The sequence below is a fragment of the Streptomyces sp. HD genome (genome assembly GCF_028369295.1).
Classification (GTDB): domain Bacteria; phylum Actinomycetota; class Actinomycetes; order Streptomycetales; family Streptomycetaceae; genus Streptomyces.
On the sequence record NZ_JAQMYP010000043.1, the window covers coordinates 59614 to 72360 of the forward strand.

The window sequence follows — 12747 nt, forward strand, 5'->3', positions numbered from 1 at the left end:
CACAGGATGGGGTCCGTGGGCGAGGTCGAGGTCAGTACCGCCAGTGCCAGCGGTTGTCCGTCGAGTCCAACCTGCAGTAGATCACTGTGCCCGACGAGTTCGTACCCGAGGTGCCTGCCAGCACCTTCGGGCAGTACTGCCCAGCCTGATAGCAGTTACCGGCCGGAGACTTCGGTGTGCACCCAGCAGGCTTTGGCGGTGCGTAGGTAGGTGTTGACTTCGGCGGCGTGTTGGTGGGCGTGGGTTCGGGCGAGTCAGTAGGGGGCGGCGTTGACTTCGATATCCCTTTGCGCAGGCACAGGTCGTAGGTGTCGTCGAAGTAGATCGCGTAGGACTTCGGTCCGATCTTCTTTGCCCGGCAGACCAGGGTGTCCTTGTGTCGTGCGATCGAGGACAAGTCGGTCACGGAGGAAACCTTATGGTCCTCGTTATAGGTGTAGATGTTGATCTCGTAACCCGCCGCCCAATTGCCGTGGGCGTAAGTCATGAAGTCCAGTGAGAATCCAGAGCGGTCAGCGTGCTTCGCCGCGTTACCCACGCTCTTCTTGACCAGGGCGCCGGTGCCGGGGAAGGGCTCGGCCGACGGGGGTGGCGTGGGGGTGAACCCGGCTTCGGAGGCGGCTGTATGTGGCGTGTCACTCTTCGCGTCGATCTCTCCGCTGCTGCACCCGGAGAGCAGGGCAGCGCAGGACGTGATCAAGACGGGTATGACGGCGCGTCTCACTGAGTCTCCTGGAGAGGGGGGGCCGGCCAGGAAGTTACCAACAGCAATGCGTGCGGGTCCGTCGTGGGTAGGCTCACCACCCAGAACGGATTGCCATCACCAGCACCGTGCTCCCGTCGACACGCCGACGGAAGCATGCTCGAACGGCTTCACTCGAACGACTGATGGCCGCGACCCGCAAGTCTCAGCTCCGTGTCGGATCCGAAAATGATCCGACATCGATCGTGAGATTCCGACACGAAATCTGAGATCCCACAGATGTGTAGGATCTCGCGCTCCTCTTCATACGAAGGCCCCGTGGCCTGCGGCTTCTCCGGCTGCCGCACGCTGCTTCACCAAGATCTGTCTCAACTCCCGCTGCATTTCCCCGGGGAGAACAGAGAGGACGTCGAACCGGCAGGCCGCTGATGTCCCGCCCCAATCGATCTTGCCGCCGGGCGACGCCCTGACCTGCGGAGAGACTCAGTCGGGTGCGACATCGGAACCTTGCTGTCTCACTTGAACTTGTCGGCAGAGCGGGAACGGCGGTCTCGTCTCCGCGCGAGGCTTGTGCTGACCTGCGTAACACGATCCGTAAGTGACGACAGGGTGACCGCGATGCCTGTTGAGGGCGAGTACGAGCCGAGCCCGGCGCGGTGGGCGCGTGAACAGGTCGAGCACTATGAGAGTTCGAGCGGCACCCAGGGCGCGACGGTGTGGGACACCGGCAGCCCCGCACCTGACCACCGGCTCACCCCACCGACCAGGGATCCTCACCCAACTCCAAGCCCGAAACGGGCATTACCCTGCTTACCGCACTCTGACAGCCGCCGTGCCCGGTCCCTTGGCGGCGGGGTCGGTTTGGCGTTGGGCTGCGTACCAGCCCAGGGCTCGGATGAGGGCTTTGTGCTGACTGGGCGGGAGAAGGTCATTGAGGGCTTTCCACGCCTCGTTGACGAGTGTCCGGCCGTCGTCCAGGCAGGCTTCCAAGGCGCCGCTGTGGGTGAGGAGTTCCGCGGCGTGGGCGGCGCCGTCGGGACTTTGCTGGTAGAGGCTGTCGCGCAGGCGGTGGCGGCCGTCGTGATCGAGGAGGCCGGTGGCGTGTGCGACGGGGTAGGTGATGCGGCCGTTGAGGAGGTCCTCGGCGGGTGTCTTGGAAGATCGGCCATGCTTTCGGTCTTCCGCGCTGGTGACACCGTCGAGCCCTGCGACGTCGTCGCTGATCTGGTAGGCGGTGCCCACGGCTTCGAAGTACCGGCCCAGCGCCGTGATCTGTTCCTCGCCGGCACCGGCCAGTACCGCGGCGGCTTCGGCCATGCACCGGACAGGGACGCCGGTCTTGAGCCGGTGGGCGGTGTGGACCTGGGAGAGGAGCTGGTGGTGGCTGCCGGTGGCCACAGCGTCTTCGAAGGCACTGCGGGGTCCGGTCAGGTCGAGGGCCTGCCCTGTGTGTCCGGTGCGCAGGGCCTGGAGGCAGAGGCGGTAGACGCGCAGCATCGTGGCCCCGTCGTGCTGAGGGATGCGCTGCAGAATGGGATCGAAGGTGATGTAGGCGAGAGTGCCGGCATTGATAGCGGTGGGAATGCCGAAGCGGTGGTGGACTGTGGGCCGCCCGCGGCGCAGCAGGGAGGCGTCTTCGATGTCGTCGATGACGACGGAGGCGGTGTGGAGGAGTTCGGACACGGCGGTCAGTGGCCGGTAGGGCTCTGGGTCGACGCCCAGCAGGCAGAAGACGGCGCCGGTGATGTAGGGGCGCCAGGAGCGTCCCGGGTTGTCCAGGAGATGGCGCAGCGGGGCGATAAGGGACTGGTGGAGTCGGTCGAGGGTGTCATCGTCCAGCGGGGGGCTGGTGTCGGCGCCGGTGAGCGCGTGCACGATAGCAACGTCGGGGCTCGCCGGATAGACGGCAGCGGCCTCGGAGATGGAAATCGCGGAGATCCGGCGCATGTAGCGTTCCACGTCGCCGACCGTGCCGGAGGGCAGGGTTTCCATGAAAGCGTTCCCAGAGACGCGCGTGCCGTTCATGGTGCCGCTGACGGCGGCGGGGGCCTCGCAGAAAGCGCTGCCGCTCAGAACGGTGCGGATCTCATGACCGGCGGCAGTGGCCGCGACCACAACGTCCAGGCCGAGGCCGGGAATGCTGAGCACGGCGGTGGTGGGGTAACTCTCCAGGCTGGCCAGGGAAGTCCAGTGCTGGGTGGCCTGCCAGGTGAGGTCGTGGTGATAGCTGACCGAGCCGTCGGGGGCGACGGCGGTCGCCCTGGTGAACAACGGCGTGCTTTCCGCGGTGACGGGATCGGTGTGCTGGCCTCGGATGACGGCGATGTCCCAGCCGTTGGCGAGCTGCACACCACTCCACAGCCAGGAGCGGTCGGCAATACCCTGCACCCGACTGGAGCGGCGGAGCCTACCGCCCCAGTCGTTCTCCAACCAGGAGCGCCCCTCGACGCATTCCCAGGCGCTGCCTTGGGCCCGCACACGACCGCTGGCACGTAGGCGGGGGATGAAGTACGAAGTCGTCGCATCGCTCCCGTCGGGGCGAGGCCCGGGGTAGTGGCCATGCACGTCGAACTGCGGGACGGCCGGCTTCTGTGGCGTCAGACGCAGTTCCAGTTCCACCTCGCCCTGGACGGTGAAGAGGAAACTTCCGTCGTCCTCGGCACGCAGCGCGGCCTGTTCGCCCAGCACAAGGTCCAGCCGCTCGGCGCAGTCGGCGACCTCGCCCTTGAGCAGGCGGTCGGGCAGGGGAACTCCCTCGGCCAGAACGTCCGTCAGGGCACTGCGGACCCGCGGATCCATCGCCTCGTCCCCGCAGACCGAGGCACGGATCGTTTCCACAAGATCAGGACTCAACCAGCTGCCGCACACCGGTCCCTGCGGGCCGCTGCAACTGAAGAGCAGCCCATAGCCAGGGCCGGTGCCCGACCCGCAGCCATGGCCCTCCCGGAAGACAGCGGCCGTCCAACGGTAAGCACCGCCACTCTCACCGCGAAGATCACCGCTGAGACACCATGCCTCCATCTCGGCCTCAGGGTGCGGCGTGCCGAACGGTGCGGTGGCAGCATCGGCGCGAGGTGCGGGCAGCGGCGCCGCAGGCGCGGGAATGGAGCGGGTGTCGTGGGTCACGGACAAAACCTAGGGTGGTCGTGACCAGCGGCTGCCTTACAACCAGGGTTCTCACCGGTACGGATGGTTCATGGGCCGGCCTGCCGCTTAACCCGTGACCCCGCCGACGTCGTGGCGTTGGCCACCCGGCCGGCAACGGCGAAAACTTGGGAAGGGGGCCCGGTGGAGGTCAGCGGTGTGCACCACGCCTACCGCCGTCGGCGCGAGGTCCTGCGCGGGGTGGACCTGCGGCTGCGCGGCGGGGTACTGGCCGGGATCGTCGGGGAGAACGGGGCGGGCAAGACCACTCTGCTGAAGATCCTCTCCGGTGAGCTGCGCGCGGATCGCGGCACGGTCCGCCACGACGGCAGGTTCGGCTACTGTCCGCAGGCGGCCGTCCTCAACGACGCGCTCACCGTCCGTCAGCACCTGGAGTTCTTCCGGGCCGCCTACGCACTCCCCGACCTGCACCGCGCCGAAGAAGTGATGGACCGGCTGCACTTTCGCAAGTACGACCAGCAGCAGGCCAAAACGCTCAGCGGCGGCACCCGCCAGAAACTCAACCTCACCCTCGCTCTGATGCACGACCCGCAGGTGCTGCTGCTGGACGAGCCCTACCAGGGCTTCGACTGGGAGACCTACCAACGCTTCTGGGACCTGGCCGCGCTGCTGCGCCAGGAAGGCCGCTCCGTCCTGGTCGTCTCCCACCTGGCCTACGACACCGCCCGCCTGGACGAGCTGTGGCGCTTGGAAGACGGCCTCCTGCAGCCTGTACAGGAGGCGTTGGTCTCATGAAGGGTCACGGCCACGCAGGGCTGTTTGTCACCGCGACCCGGTACGCGCTGGCCGAGCATCTGCGCAACCGCTTCGCGATGGTTCTCATCGCCGGCTTCATCCCGCTGTGGACCACCCTCGCCTACCTTTCGATCCCCAGCACCCGGACCAGATTCCAGCTCAGCGCCACCAAGGACATCCTGACCCCGGCCGGCAACCAGCTCACTGAAATCACCGGTGCCCTGAACGCCGTCACCCTGATCATCGGCTTCATGATGTTCGCCTCCGCCTTCGCCGGCGGCAACTTCGACCGACGCCTCGCACTGGCCGGCTACCCCCGCGCCCACCTCCTCCTCGCCAAAATCACCTCTCTCACCCTCGCCTCGGGTGCCGTCGCCGCCTACGCCACCGCCCTCACCCACCTGCTCTGGACCCCCGAGCAGCCCCTCTTCCTCGCCGCCGCCCTGTTCAGCGCCGCCATGACTTACGGCGCCATCGGGGTCGCCCTTGGCTCACTTTTGAGGAAGGAAGTCGAGGGCATGTTCACCATCGTCATGATCAGCGTCATCGACCTCGCCCTGCAGAACCCGATCGCGAACTCCGGCTCCGACAGCCCCGTCGTACGCCTGTTGCCCTCCTACGGGGCCATGCAGGCCAGCACCGCCGCCGGCTTCTCCACCACCGCCCTGCCCAGCTACCTCGGCATCCAGCTGCTCTGGTTCATCGCCGCCGCGCTCATCAGCCTCGCCGCTTTCCATCGCCGCACCCGCAACACCCTCCCGACGCGCACCCACATCCCCCATAGCCGACACACCAAGTTCAGCGCAGCAGACTCCGAACACGCCTGATCAGCCAACACTGCTCCGGGCCGGGAAGCCAACGTCCCCGAACGCCGACGTCAGCCCCCTGCGTCGGCCGACGCAATCAGGGGGCCCAGGTCAGCTGGCGTATGCCGGCTGTCCGCAGCCCGTGCAGATGTAGATCTCTCCGGGGTAGTCGCGGATACTCGCACCCGTGGCGCTGGCCGTCCGGCGGCGTGCACGGGTGTACCGAGGATCACTGTCGTCACAGAGGACGCGGATGTCCTGCTTGCGGCGGCGGTCACGGGTCATCGGGAGTCCTCCCTGGCACGCCCACGCCCGCGCCGAAGCGAGGAGCAACAAGTCGCCGTACGCGATTCGGGGAACCTTGTCCGTCTGCGGGGCGTGGGTGCTGGTCCGCGGGGATTCCGGCGCTGCGTTGCCGCCTCGCCGGGCATCCCATCCGCGCACCCGCAGGGCTCAGGACTTCCAGAACGGAAACCTGTCAACAGCTCACGGACATGTGCGGCCCGTTCGAGGACCTGGAGCCGTTCACCTTCCTGTAACTGGTCCAGCACCACCGAGGCGATCTCCTCGGCATCGTCAGCCGCTGGGCCGGGCTGGTCGGGAATCAAGGTGCCCGATCGGAGAACAGCAACTTTTTCAACGACAGGTGCAGAAGCCGGCCCCGACCGTCCTTGAGAACGACCTCATTGCCTGCCGTGGTCGCGGCCATCTCCACCACCTCGACGGCCTCCCCGTCGTGGCGAAAACGTGTTCCGACCCCCACCCGGGCTCGGGCCCCGCTCACGCTCCCTGCCTCAACACATGTGCAGGGCTGAGGGGTTGGTCGAGATCTGTTTCGGAGATGATGCGCCCAAAGCAAGTGATAGACCGCGGCACGGACGTGGGGCTCGGGCCAACGGGGCAGGCACCGGACTGCCTCGTCCAGCAGGACGCCGTCGAGGCCGGCTCGGCGTAGCTCATCCAGGATCTTGGGTGAGAGTAACCAGTCCCGCCGGTAGCCGGCCAGAAAGCGGATGTTCTCCAGTTCCGCCTCCGACGGCTCATTCCAGACCTCGTACCGTCAGCAACGGGACTCCACCGCACGCCGGGTCCAGTCGAAGGTGGATGCCACCTCGGGCCGACGCAGCCGTTGACGTGACTTGACGTCAACCACGATCGGTTCCTGGCCGGTGATCAGCAGATAGTCCGGGATGTGCTTGCGGACCTTGCCCGCCACCACAGTCTTCATCGAGAACGACTGAGCCGCGATGCGGTGTACGGAGGTATCGAAGTCAGCAAACAGAAGCCTCGCCAAGTTAGCCGCGACTCATAGATCACGTGGTCACGCATCGTCGCCGACCAGTAGGCCCCGGAATAGTGCCTCTGCCCGGCCAACGGAATGTGCGCCACGAGGTCGCCGATCCCAGGAGATCGATAGGCAATGTCATCCACGGCAGACCCTCGACACACTTGCCATCGCGCGAGCGAGCACTTACCACTGCGGTGGGACCATCCACGGTGTCCCCAACCGGGTGAGGCACCGTACACCCGCGATGCCCACCCTCCGCGAGGAGGGCAGGCAGAACCTGCCCCTATCACCCGAATGGGTGAGTGTGCTGAGCTGCAATTCTCAGCACAACGCCATATATGGCCCTGATGTGCAGTCAGCTCTGAGAATATGGCGCCGTTTTTGAGAACCTACACTGGAGTTTGCTCGGGGTAGTCGTGGAGGTCTGCCATGCCCCGAACCATCTGGTCCGGCGCGATCAGCTTCGGCCTGGCCACTTCTCTGAACTATGCGGGCCCAAGGCGCGCCGGAGCCGTCCCCCGCCGACCTGAAAATGCGACAACTACCCTCTCGCGGAACTGAGCCCGCACTCCGCCCTGGCCCACCCCGCGTCTGGACGCACGCGTGAGTCCGCTGCACCATCATGAAATGGGCGAAGTGACGTGGACCGGACAGGACGGTACGTTTCACTGGAACGCGGCGAAGAACTGGAGCCCGTCGGTCCCGACTGCCGAGGACGACATCGTCATCCCGGATCGCACGCCCTGGAACATACCCAGTGTCGCGCCGGGGACAAGGGTGCGCAGCGTGCGCCTGGAGGGTGGCGGGCTTCAAGGGCGTCTGCAGGTCGCCACCCACTTCACATGGCTCGGGGGCCGTGTCCGAAACGGTGTCGAACTCGGCGCCGCGCAGCTGATCCTGCGGGGTGAAGGCCCGTTGATCGAGATGGTTGGAGGTGTGGTCACCAGTGCGTACACCTCGATCGACGGAGCTGAGATCAATGTCAGTGAGGGCATGCAGCTCGTCAACACAGGGCAGTTGACGACGGTTGGCGTCTGCCGGTTCGTCTGGATCGCGGGGATGCGCTGCTTCCTCATCAACCGAGGCGTGCTCAGCGTGACGTCCGGAAAGCTGACGCTCCACGACATGGTGACCGAGCTGTCGCACTCGACCCTCATCGAGCCAGGAGCGGTGATCAGTACGGAACGCGGCGGCTGGCTGGTCCTGCACCAGGGCGCCGAGGTTTCCGGAGGAGGTCGGCTGACCGTGGGGACCGGCTTGTACGCGGTGAGCTCGGCAAAGGTCGCGGCCGGCACCACCCTCGAAATGGGCCCCGGTACCCACCTCAGCGCCAAGCCGCCACCAGGCTTGCCGAGCGGCGTGGTCCCCGGCACGCAACTACTTGTGGTCGAAGGTGTCTTGGAATGGACGGGCGGCACCGTCGAAGGAAACGTACGGCTCGGCAAGAAGGCCGTCCTCAACGCCCATGGCCCGCAGCCCCTGTCACACACCGGTGGCCTCGTTACTCTCACCGGCAGCGGAGTGATCGCGGGCCCCGGTCTCCTCCAGGGGCACATCGCGCGACTGCGTAATGAGGGCGACCTGCTACTCAAGGGCCCACTGACCATCTCCCGCGGCAACGGCTACCTCATCGAGAACACCGGCACGCTGCGCATCGACGCGGGCGGCGGCGAGGTTCGGGACGAGGGTAACGGGATCAGCAACACCGGCCAGTTCACCATCGAGCGAGGAACACTCCGGCTGGGATCCGACTCACAGCGACTGAAGTTCTTCGCCCCGGGCACCTTGCGCGTCTACGAGGGGGCAATTCTGCGCGTCGACCAGCCGCTGGTCGTGAGCGGCGGTGCGCTTACCGGGCGCGGCCGTCTCGTCGCAGCCGTAGGGGTGCAGGGGAAGACGAAGGTGATCCCCGGGGAGTCGGCGAAGCCGGGGACCATTACCGTGGAGGGCAACTGCTCCCTCGGCACTGACACCGAACTGCACATTGCTGTCAACGGCACCATTCCCGGCACCGGCCACTCCCGGCTGCTGGCCTCCGGCCAGGTCACGGTGGGCGGACGCCTCGTGGTCGACACCGCCAGCACGTACGTCCCCGCGCTCGGCGAGGACATCGAGATCGTCTCGGGCGGCACCAACACCGTCGTCGAAGGCAGGTTCGCCAGCGCGTCTATCCCGCAGCGCGCCTCCGGGGTGCCGTTCTGGCGGGTCGTCTACCGGGGCGCGGGCGTGCATCTGGTTGGCTCGCAGATCACCCTCGGGCTCGACATGCAGCACCCGCCTGCGGACGCGAAGCTCAAGAAGTTCGTTGCCGCCTCTCCGTACCGGTGGATCGGCTACTACCTGCAAGCCCCCTGCCACAACGGGAGTTGGAACGGCAAGCGTGCCTTCCTGGAGTCCCTGGGCCTCGGGATACTGGTGATCTACGCGGGGCGCCAGACCGTGGGCATGAGCAACTGTAGCGTCAACGACACCACACCGACCCGTGGTCGAACAGACGCCCAAGATGCCACCACTCGGGCCGCCGCGCAGGGGTTCACCCTTGGTAGCTGGGTCTATCTGGACGTCGAGGGCAACACGGGTTCGGCCCCGGACCCCCAGATCATCGGGTACGTGCAGGCGTGGGTGGGAGAGATGCTCCGACTCGGCTCCTTCCAACCCGGCCTGTACATCCACCAGAAGGAGGCACAGCCCCTGCACGATGCCGCCATGCGCGCGTTCACCGCCCACGGGCGGACGGACCGCCCTCGTTACTGGGTCGTCGGCGGCCCGAAGGTGGTCGACCCGGCGCAGGCCCCAGCCCGCAGCGGCGTACCCGAAGCGGTGGCCTGGCAGCAGAAGATCGACTACGCGGAGACACGCGCTGGCATCACGCTCACCATCGACCGGAGTGTCTCGGTGCTGCCAGCGCCTTCAACCCCCTGACCCATCAGCGAAGAAAGCGTCGACCGGCTCAACTATCGTGACGTGACCGTCCGCCAGCCCGAGCGGACGAGAGATCACCCAGCTGGGCTCACCGGCCTATCTCTGGCGACTCCATGCCCGGTAGACGCTCAACTGGCCAAGCGAAGAGCTCAGTCACACCGCAAGAGGATGGGCGGCTGAACTCGGTGGCACCAGGGGAGGCTCGCAGCGGTGTGAATCGGGAGGCCTGCGTCGTACGCTGATTGTAGGGTCTCGTCGCTCGTGGCAGAGGCCGTGCTCGCTGACCTGCGGCTCTTCCGGTGTCTCAGGCTGGTGGCCAGCTCGCCAGTCTCACGAACGTGGCATTTCCTCGTGGTCTTGGCTGACCGTCGTGATCGGGCTACCCGACTCCGATCCGGGGGGATAGTCAGTGGGGTCGGGTTTGGGTGATGCGCCACAGGCGGCGGGGCAGGTGGCCTTCCTGGAAGGGGTGGACCTCGTTCAGGGCCCAGCCGTCGGCGAGGGCGTCGACGAGGGTGCGGGGGAAGAAGTGGACGGCGAAGCCTCCGTGTTCCCAGATGTCGTCGCCGTGGGCGATGCCGGCCCCGTAGTGGGCGTCGCCGGTGTGGCGAACGGTGTAAACGAGCGTGCCTCCGGGCCGCAGCACCCGGGCGACGTCGTCGACGAGGGCCTGGATCTCCTTGGTGGACAGGGCCATGCACAGCAGCATGTGCGCGAACACCGCGTCCACCGACGCGTCGGGCAGCGGTAGCGGCTCGCGGACGTCGTGCACTGCGGTGCTGACCCGCTGGTCGATGCCTTGGGCGCGGGCGGCGGCTTGCAGCTGCTGAAGGCCGACCGGGCTGAAGTCGGTGGCCTGGACGGTGAAGCCCTGTGCCGTGAAGTAGAGAGCGTCGCGGCCGTGGCCGGCGCCGAGCTCCAGTACGTCCCGTGCCCCCTCGGCTCGGAAGACGTCGGCGGCGTGGACCGCGGGCGCGGAGGGCTCCTCGCCGTACATCCCCGGGTGGGCGGCGTACGTGTTCTGCCAGTGCGCCCGCTGCGCCTCGGTCAGGTCCTCTTCGTTGCCTGTCACGGTCCTCGTCCCTGTGTACTGGTCAGTGGGCTGAGCGTAGGCCCAAGCTCCGTGCCGCGCGGCCAATCATCCACGCTTCCGTGAATTCAGGGATTTCTGTACTGTCGAGGGGTGCTGACCGTTGCTTCCGACATCGAGGTGCTGGCTCGTTTCGGCCGCGCGCTCGCCGACCCGATCCGCTGCCGGATCCTTCTCGCCCTGCGCCAGGCGCCGGCCTACCCTTCCGACCTCGCGGACGCGATCGCCGTCTCCCGGACCCGGCTGTCCAACCATCTGGCGTGCCTGCGGGACTGCGGTCTCGTCGTCACCGTCCCGGACGGGCGCCGCACTCGCTACGAGCTCGCCGACGAACGCTTCGGCCACGCCCTGGAGTACCTGCTCGCCGCGGTGGTCGCGGTCGAGTCGGACCAGACCTGCCTCGATGCCGCCAAGGAGGGCTGCTGCTGATGGCCTCCATATCCATCGGGCCGTCTCCGGTCCGCCGTGACGCCCTCGCGAAGCGGATACGCCTGCTGGTCGCCGCGACGATCACCTACAACGTCATCGAGGCGGTCGTCGCGCTCACCGCCGGGACGCTCGCCTCGTCGACCGCGCTGATCGGCTTCGGCCTCGACTCCGTCATCGAGGTGTCCTCCGCGGCCGCGGTCGCCTGGCAGTTCTCCGTCCGCGACCACGCGGTGCGCGAGGCGCGGGAGAAGGTCACGCTACGGATCATCGCGGTGTCCTTTTTCGCGCTGGCCGCGTACGTGAGCATCGACGCCGTACGCGCGCTGGCCGGCACCGTCGAGGCTGACCGCTCCGTCCCCGGCATTGTCATCGCCGCGCTCTCCTTGGCGGTCATGCCGTTCCTCTCGGCCGCCCAGCGCAAGGCCGGGCGCGAACTCGGCTCCGCCTCCGCGGTCGCGGACTCCAAACAGACCCTGCTGTGCACCTACCTCTCCGCCGTCCTCCTGGTCGGCCTGGTCCTCAACGCCACCCTCGGCTGGTCCTGGGCCGACCCGATCGCCGCCCTCGTGATTGCCGCCATAGCCGTCAAGGAAGGCCGCGACGCCTGGCAGGGCAAGGGCTGCTGCGCACCCACCGCCCACACCCCGGCCCCCGCAGCAGGGACCGCCGCGGCCGTGACGGACACGTGCGGCTGCCAGCCGGGCTGCACCTGCTGCTCGTGAACATCTCGTTGCACGGCCGCGCCCGCCCCCTCCGGTGCGCCGATACTGATCCGGCGATCGGGACAGGGCGGGAGTCGCGGTGGAGTGGACGATCTGGGCAGGCTTCGCGGCCGGCCTGCTGATCTCGAAGGTGACCGCGCCGGTCGGCGTGTCCGGGGCGGTCTTCCTCCTGCCGGTCCAGCTCAGCGTCTTCGGCGTGCCGAGCCCTGCGGTCACGCCGACGAACCTGCTGTTCAACGTGGTCGCCGGGCCGGGCGCCCTCTGGCGCTACCGCCGCGACGGCGCTCTGCGCGGCACACTGGCCCGGCGCCTCGTGCTCTGGACACTGCCCGGCGTCATCGGCGGCGCCGCCGTCCGCGTCTTCGCCCTTCCCAGTCCCGGCGTCTTCAGGGTCCTGGTCGCCGCCCTCCTGCTGCCCCTGGGCGCCTGGCTGATCCTGCGCACCCTGCGCCCGGCCCCTCGCCGGACGGGCCCCGATGCCGACGAGCCGTCGGCACCCGCGCTCGCCGTACTGGCCCTGGCCGTGGGGGTGGTGGGCGGGGTCTACGGGATCGGTGGGGGCTCCCTGCTCGGGCCGATCCTCGCCGCACGCGGCATGCCCATGCGCCGCATCGCACCGGCCACGCTCGCCGCAACGTTCACCACCTCGCTCGCCGGAGCCGTCACGTACGCCGTGCTAGCCGCGGTGAGCTCCGGGCCCGTCGCACCCGACTGGTGGCTGGGCCTCGCCTGCGGCCTCGGGGGTCTGATCGGCGGCTACCTCGGGGCCCGCCTCCAGCCCCGCCTACCCGAGACCTTCCTTCGCCTGCTGCTGGGCACGCTCGCGGCCGCCCTCGGCGCCCTCTACGCCGTCCAGGCCCTCACCTGACCAGGTCCCCAGCGCGCTC

General features: G+C 67.8%; 11 protein-coding genes and 1 pseudogene. 7 read left to right on the forward strand and 5 right to left on the reverse strand.

Annotated features, from left to right (window positions below; all coding sequences use genetic code 11):
* Window positions 1-31: 31 nt before the first annotated feature.
* A complete protein-coding gene (locus POF73_RS33400) occupies window positions 32-724 on the reverse strand; it encodes a hypothetical protein (RefSeq protein WP_272122790.1) in 693 nt (230 codons plus the stop codon).
* 597 nt (window positions 725-1321) lie between these two features.
* Between POF73_RS33400 and POF73_RS33405 the strand changes: the two are divergent.
* Window positions 1322-1438, forward strand: a pseudogene (locus POF73_RS33405) (nitroreductase family deazaflavin-dependent oxidoreductase); the annotation flags it as partial.
* Between the two features lie 75 nt (window positions 1439-1513).
* On the opposite strand, the gene POF73_RS33410 reads toward POF73_RS33405, so the two are convergent.
* A complete protein-coding gene (locus tag POF73_RS33410) occupies window positions 1514-3541 on the reverse strand; it encodes a polyprenyl synthetase family protein (protein ID WP_272122791.1) in 2028 nt (675 codons plus the stop codon).
* Between the two features lie 450 nt (window positions 3542-3991).
* Here POF73_RS33410 and POF73_RS33415 point away from each other — a divergent pair, with 450 nt between their 5' ends.
* Both POF73_RS33415 and POF73_RS33420 read left to right on the forward strand, forming a co-directional pair.
* Entirely contained in the window at window positions 3992-4603 is a 612-nt protein-coding gene (locus POF73_RS33415; protein WP_272122792.1) for an ATP-binding cassette domain-containing protein, read from the forward strand.
* Entirely contained in the window at window positions 4600-5430 is an 831-nt protein-coding gene (locus POF73_RS33420) for an ABC transporter permease (RefSeq protein WP_272122793.1), read from the forward strand. Before POF73_RS33415 ends, POF73_RS33420 begins: the two co-directional genes overlap by 4 nt.
* Window positions 5431-5520: 90 nt before the next feature.
* Here POF73_RS33420 and POF73_RS33425 read toward each other — a convergent pair whose 3' ends face one another.
* Window positions 5521-5694: a hypothetical protein gene (locus POF73_RS33425; protein ID WP_272122794.1), complete on the reverse strand. Its 174-nt coding sequence runs from the start codon at window positions 5692-5694 to the stop codon at window positions 5521-5523.
* Between the two features lie 775 nt (window positions 5695-6469).
* Window positions 6470-6637: a hypothetical protein gene (locus POF73_RS33430; RefSeq protein WP_272122795.1), complete on the reverse strand. Its 168-nt coding sequence runs from the start codon at window positions 6635-6637 to the stop codon at window positions 6470-6472.
* Between the two features lie 687 nt (window positions 6638-7324).
* On the opposite strand from POF73_RS33430, the gene POF73_RS33435 reads away from it, so the two are divergent.
* Window positions 7325-9619 (forward strand): glycoside hydrolase domain-containing protein, encoded by a 2295-nt coding sequence (locus POF73_RS33435; RefSeq protein ID WP_272122796.1) that lies wholly within the window; start codon window positions 7325-7327, stop codon window positions 9617-9619.
* A gap of 406 nt (window positions 9620-10025) precedes the next feature.
* Here POF73_RS33435 and POF73_RS33440 read toward each other — a convergent pair whose 3' ends face one another.
* On the reverse strand, window positions 10026-10691 hold the full coding sequence (locus POF73_RS33440; protein WP_272122797.1) for a class I SAM-dependent methyltransferase: 666 nt from the start codon (window positions 10689-10691) through the stop codon (window positions 10026-10028).
* Window positions 10692-10802: 111 nt separating this feature from the next.
* On the opposite strand from POF73_RS33440, the gene POF73_RS33445 reads away from it, so the two are divergent.
* The 3 genes from POF73_RS33445 to POF73_RS33455 all read left to right on the forward strand — a co-directional run bounded on the left by POF73_RS33445 (window position 10803) and on the right by POF73_RS33455 (window position 12728).
* Window positions 10803-11138, forward strand: a complete 336-nt coding sequence (locus POF73_RS33445; protein WP_272122798.1) for an ArsR/SmtB family transcription factor — start codon at window positions 10803-10805, stop codon at window positions 11136-11138.
* Window positions 11138-11860 carry a cation transporter gene (locus tag POF73_RS33450; RefSeq protein WP_272122799.1) on the forward strand — a complete coding sequence of 241 codons (723 nt, stop codon included), beginning with the start codon at window positions 11138-11140 and terminating at the stop codon, window positions 11858-11860. Before POF73_RS33445 ends, POF73_RS33450 begins: the two co-directional genes overlap by 1 nt.
* Window positions 11861-11939: 79 nt before the next feature.
* Entirely contained in the window at window positions 11940-12728 is a 789-nt protein-coding gene (locus POF73_RS33455; protein WP_272122800.1) for a sulfite exporter TauE/SafE family protein, read from the forward strand.
* Window positions 12729-12747 lie beyond the last annotated feature (19 nt).

Bases quoted from the DNA above. Each gene is read 5' to 3' on its own strand.
- POF73_RS33425 (WP_272122794.1), bottom strand. From the start codon at position 5,694: ATGACCCGTGACCGCCGCCGCAAGCAGGACATCCGCGTCCTCTGTGAC.
- POF73_RS33435 (WP_272122796.1), top strand. From the start codon at position 7,325: ATGGGCGAAGTGACGTGGACCGGACAGGACGGTACGTTTCACTGGAAC.
- POF73_RS33450 (WP_272122799.1), top strand. From the start codon at position 11,138: ATGGCCTCCATATCCATCGGGCCGTCTCCGGTCCGCCGTGACGCCCTC.
- POF73_RS33430 (WP_272122795.1), bottom strand. From the start codon at position 6,637: ATGAAGACTGTGGTGGCGGGCAAGGTCCGCAAGCACATCCCGGACTAT.
- POF73_RS33420 (WP_272122793.1), top strand. From the start codon at position 4,600: ATGAAGGGTCACGGCCACGCAGGGCTGTTTGTCACCGCGACCCGGTAC.